Source organism: Kocuria himachalensis, from assembly GCF_054784195.1.
Genome location: NZ_BAAGPL010000003.1, coordinates 1 through 4,921 on the forward strand (window position 1 = coordinate 1; position 4,921 = coordinate 4,921).

Sequence of the window (4,921 nt, forward strand, 5' to 3'; positions counted from 1 at the left end):
TCGTCGAAGAGCAGGTCGGCGTCGAAGGCGGTGACGGGGAAGGACAGCAGGCCGTCCTTGAGCTGGTCCGCCAGTTCCTGGGGCGTGTGTGTGGCCACGGTCGTCGTCCTTCGCATGGGTCGAGGTGAGGCGTTCTGCCTGTGAATCACGTCTCACCCTAGGGACGCCGTACGATGCCTGTCCAAGCCCGTTTTTGAATGGAGTCATGCCCTGAAGGCATCGATGGAGCGGGGTCAGTGCGGCTGGGTGCGCAGCAGCTCGAGGAGATGGTGCAGGGCGGGGTTCTTCGACGTGCGGTCCCAGAGGGCGTGCAGCTCGACGCTCCCCGCGGACCCGCTGGCCAGCCGGAGGTAGGCGACGCCCTCGATGCCGAGGAGGCGGGCGGACTCCGGGACGAAGGCAACCCCGCGCCCGGCGGCCACGAGCGCCACCATGGTGAGGACCTGGCTGACGGTGTGGACGACGTTGCGGTGCTCCACCTCCACGAGCCGCACCACGTGGTCGTAGAAGTACCGCGCCTTGGTGGGGGAGTGCATGATCAGCGGCACCTCCTTGAGGTCGGCCGACGTGACGGGACGCCTGAGCGCGCTCAGCGGGTGGTCGGCCGGGACGGCGACGTAGAGGTCCTCGGCGAGCAGCAGCTGCGACTCGAAGAGCTCGGTGTCGAAGGGCGGCCGGGCCAGCCCCAGGTCGAGGTCGCCGTTCTCCAGGGCCTGCAGCTGCTCCCCGGTCACCAGCTCCTGCAGGTCGACGTCGACGTCCGGCAGCACCTGCTCGATCTCGCTGAGCAGCGGTCCCAGCAGGCTGAACCCGGAGGCGGCGGTGAAGCCGATCCGCAGCACCCCCGAGCGCCCGGCGGCGATCCGGCGCGCCAGCAGCGGCGCCCGGTCCGCGGCCGCGACCAGCTTGCGGGCCTCGGCCAGGAACGCGCGGCCGGCGGAGGTGAGTGCCACCCGGCGGTTGTCCCGCTCGAGCAGCTCCACCCCCACCGTCTTCTCCAGCTTCTGGATCTGGCGGCTCAAGGGGGGCTGCGTCATGTTGAGCCGCACGGCGGCGCGGCCGAAGTGCAGCTCTTCCGCGACGGCGATGAAGCTGCGTGCCTGGTCGAGTGTGAACATCATGTCCTTCGGGTATTACTCAATGCACGAATTGGCTTGGACAGGCATCATATTCTCTTTCTAGGCTCGGGGCTCACGTCACCTGTGATCGCACTCACAGATCGACACGTCCTCCGGCGGTGCGGCCGGGCGGCCCCCAGTTCCTCTCGTTCCCAGGAGATGCCATGCACAAGACACCGTTCCGCCAGGTCCTGCTCGGCGCCACCGCGGCGACCACGCTGCTCACGCTCTCGGCCTGCGGCGGCAACGTCGGCGGCGCTGCCGGTGCTTCGGGGGAGGACTTCCCCACGGACCCCATCACCCTGACGGTCGGTCAGGCCGCCGGCGGTTCCACCGACCTCATCGCCCGGGCCCTGGCCGACGGGGCCTCGGAGGATCTCGGCGTGGCCGTGCCGGTCGTGAACAAGCCCGGCGCCAACGGTGCCCTGGCCACCCAGGAAGTGGCCGGCGCCGCCGCCGACGGCTACAACCTCGTGCTGCTCAACGCGTCCCTGATCACCATCACCCCGCTCGCCGTGGGCGAGGAGGAGGCCGTGTCCCTGGACGACGTCGAGGTCCTCAAGGGCCTGTCCCAGGACGACTACGTCATGGTCGCCAGCAAGGCCTCCGGGATGAAGACCCTCGAGGACGTGAAGGCGAACTCGGGCGGGTTCAGCTACGGGACCACCGGTGTCGGCACCGGCTCCCAGCTGGCCCAGACGATCCTGTTCGAGCAGGCGGACATCACCGGCACCGAGGTGCCCTTCGACTCCGGGTCCCCGGCCCTCACCGCCGTGCTCGGCGACCAGGTGCAGGTGGCCACCGTCCAGCTGGGCGAGGCCAAGCCGCAGATCGACGCCGGTGAGGTCGTGCCCGTCGTCGTCTTCTCGGAGGAGCGCAACGAGTTCCTGCCGGAGGTCCCGACCGCGGTCGAGTCCGGCTACGACGTGCCCGTGGCCCAGTACCGGGCCGTCGCCGCCCCGAACGGCACGCCGCAGGAGGTCAAGGACCGGCTGGTCGAGGCCTTCGACGCCGCCGTGGCCACGGACGCGTACCGGGAGTTCAACGAGCAGAACCTGCTGACCCCCCACGAGATCTCCGGCGAGGAGGTCGAGGCCGAGTGGGCGGAGCTCGCCGAGCGCTACGCGCAGCTCGTCGAGGAGCACGACATCTCCCTCTCCGAGTAGCCCCGCGTGCCCACCACGACGATCCCCGGTCCCAGGAGCGCCACCATGAACCAGCCCCGCACGGACGACCCCACGTCGGTCGCCGACGTCCTCCTCGACGACGACGCGGCAGCGGACGAGCTCACCCCGGAGCAGCTCGCCGCCCGGTGGGAGGCGGAGGGGCCGCCGCCGGCCGGGCCGCTCGCCGGCACCGCGGCGACGCTGGTCGTCACGGCCCTGGCCGTCGTGGCCGCCGTGCTGGCCCTGCGCATGGGCCTCGGCACGCCGCAGCAGCCGGACCCGGGGATGTGGCCGTTCGTGGTCGCCGTCGTGGCCGTGGCCCTGTGCCTCGCCCAGCTCGTCCTCGGGCGGCGCGGAGGGGACGGCGAGCGGTTCACCCGCCAGTCGCTGCTCCCCGTCGTCGGCTTCCTCACGTTCGTGGGGATGGTCCTGCTCATGCCCGTGATCGGGTTCGAGATCCCCTCCCTGGTCCTGTGCTTCATCTGGATGAAGTTCCTCGGCGGCGAGACGTGGCGCTCGGCCACGCTGTACTCCGTGCTCGTCGTCGTCGTCTTCTACGCGATCTTCATCCTGGGTCTCGGCACCACCATCCCGCACCTGTTCTGACGGCCCGCGACTCCGCACGGCCCTCGACCCAAAGGCTTCCGCATGGACTTCCTGCAACCGGCCCTGGACGGCTTCGCCGTCGTCCTGGAGCCCACCAATCTCCTGTACTGCCTCCTGGGCGTGACCATCGGCATGCTGATCGGCGTGCTGCCCGGCCTGGGCCCCGCCGCGACCATCGCGATCCTGCTGCCCCTGACCTACGGCGTGGAGCCGGTGACGGCCATCATCATGCTGGCCGGCATCTTCTACGGGGCCCAGTACGGCGGGACCATCACCTCCGTGCTGCTCCGGCTGCCCGGCGAGGCCAGCTCCGTGGTCACCGTCTTCGACGGCTACGTGATGGCCAAGCAGGGCCGGGCGGGGACGGCGCTCGGCATCGCCGCCATCGGCTCCTTCATCGGCGGGACCGTCGCCATCGTCGGGCTCACCTTCCTGGCCCCGCTCGTCGCCGGGTTCGCCCTCGACTTCGGGCCGCCCGAGTACACCGCGCTCGCCCTGCTCGGCATCCTGCTCGTCGCCACCATCAGCAACGGCAACAAGTCCAAGGCGCTGATCGCCGCGTGCTTCGGGCTGCTGCTGGCCACCGTGGGACGGGACGTCTTCACCGGCGGTGAGCGGTTCACCTTCGGGAGCGTCAACATGGCGGACGGCATCGACTTCGTGCCCGTCGCCATGGGTCTCTTCGGCCTGGGCGAGATCCTCCACAACCTCGAGGAGCGCCACCGCGCGGCCAAGGCGCCCGCCAGCGTCTCGAACGTGTGGCCGTCCCGGGCCGACCTCCGGCAGGCCTCCGGCGCCATCGGCCGCGGCTCGGTCCTGGGCTTCTTCCTGGGCATCCTCCCCGGCGGCGGCGCCACGATCTCCTCGATGGCCGCCTACGCCATGGAGAAGAAGCGGGCGAAGCAGCCCGAGCGCTTCGGCAGGGGCGCCATCGAGGGCGTCGCCGGGCCGGAGACCGCCAACAACGCGGCGGCCACCAGCTCCTTCATCCCCCTGCTCACCCTGGGGATCCCGGCCAACGCCACGATGGCCCTGATGTTCGGCGCCCTGCTCATCCAGGGCGTCACCCCGGGACCGCAGCTGGTCCAGCAGAACCCCGAGCTGTTCTGGGGCGTGGTCAACTCGATGTACATCGGCAACATCCTGCTGCTGATCATGTCGATCCCCCTCATCGGGGTCTTCGTCCGCATCCTGCGGGTGCGCGCGGCGATCCTCGGGCCCATCACCGCCCTGATCACCCTGCTGGGCGCCTACACGATCAACAACTCGATGTTCGACGTCACCCTGGTCGTGGTCTTCGGCGCCATCGGCTACCTCATGAAGAAGTTCGGCTTCGAGCCCGGCCCGCTGGTGCTGGCGTTCGTCCTCGGCTCCCTCCTCGAGTCGAGTCTGCGCCGCTCCCTGCTCGTCTTCGAGGGGGATGTCACCGGGTTCTTCACCCGTCCCATATCGGCGACCCTGCTGCTGCTGTTCGTGCTGGTCGCAGTGCTGCCCGTCATCCAGTCCGCCCTCCGCCGTCGCAGGACCTCCCGTCCGTCCCCCACGGGGCCGGCCGACGAGGTCTCCGACCGCACCCCTGTCAAGGAGAACTCATGAGCATCCTCGTCGGTTACGTCCCCACTCCCGTCGGCGAGGCCGCCGTCCAGGCCGCCATCGAGGAGGCCCGGCTGCGGGGGGAACGGCTGCTGATCGTGAACTCCGTGCGCGAGGGCGCCCTGGCGGACAGGTCGGTCGCCTCCGACGACGACCTGCGCCGCGTCACCTCGGCCGCCGAGTCCGCCGGCGTCCCGCACACCGTGCTGCAGCCGTCCCACCGGGACGACCTCGCCCAGGAGATCCTCGACCTCGCCCGCGAGCACGACGTGTCCCGGATCGTCATCGGCCTGCGCCAGCGCTCCCAGGTGGGGAAGTTCATCATGGGCTCGCACGCCCAGCGGATCCTCCTGCAGTCCGACCGGCCGGTCCTGGCGGTGAAGGCCGGGGAGGCGCACCTCTGAGCCGTCGCCCGGCAGGCACGAGGCGCCGCGTCCG

The 4,921-nt window shown here is 70.5% G+C and carries 5 protein-coding genes and 1 pseudogene; 4 read left to right on the top strand and 2 right to left on the bottom strand.

Translation table 11 applies throughout. The features are described 5' to 3' along the window. Positions 1 to 98, bottom strand: a pseudogene (locus tag ACYVM4_RS01760) (5-dehydro-4-deoxyglucarate dehydratase); the annotation flags it as partial. A 135-nt stretch (positions 99 to 233) separates the two neighbouring features. Beyond that, positions 234 to 1,118, bottom strand: coding sequence for a LysR family transcriptional regulator (locus ACYVM4_RS01765; RefSeq protein WP_368823288.1), 885 nt, complete (start codon positions 1,116 to 1,118; stop codon positions 234 to 236). 164 nt (positions 1,119 to 1,282) lie between these two features. Between ACYVM4_RS01765 and ACYVM4_RS01770 the strand changes: the two genes are divergently transcribed. Genes ACYVM4_RS01770 through ACYVM4_RS01785 form a run of 4 tightly spaced genes read left to right on the top strand, consistent with a single transcriptional unit; the run spans position 1,283 to position 4,887 of the window. Next, positions 1,283 to 2,284, top strand: a complete 1,002-nt coding sequence (locus ACYVM4_RS01770; RefSeq protein ID WP_460667454.1) for a tripartite tricarboxylate transporter substrate binding protein — start codon at positions 1,283 to 1,285, stop codon at positions 2,282 to 2,284. Between the two features lie 45 nt (positions 2,285 to 2,329). Further along, positions 2,330 to 2,890, top strand: a complete 561-nt coding sequence (locus tag ACYVM4_RS01775) for a tripartite tricarboxylate transporter TctB family protein (protein WP_368823285.1) — start codon at positions 2,330 to 2,332, stop codon at positions 2,888 to 2,890. Between the two features lie 42 nt (positions 2,891 to 2,932). Further along, positions 2,933 to 4,486, top strand: a complete 1,554-nt coding sequence (locus ACYVM4_RS01780; protein ID WP_368823283.1) for a tripartite tricarboxylate transporter permease — start codon at positions 2,933 to 2,935, stop codon at positions 4,484 to 4,486. Then, positions 4,483 to 4,887: a universal stress protein gene (locus ACYVM4_RS01785; protein ID WP_368823282.1), complete on the top strand. Its 405-nt coding sequence runs from the start codon at positions 4,483 to 4,485 to the stop codon at positions 4,885 to 4,887. The genes ACYVM4_RS01780 and ACYVM4_RS01785 overlap by 4 nt, the downstream gene beginning before the upstream one ends. Positions 4,888 to 4,921: the final 34 nt, after the last annotated feature.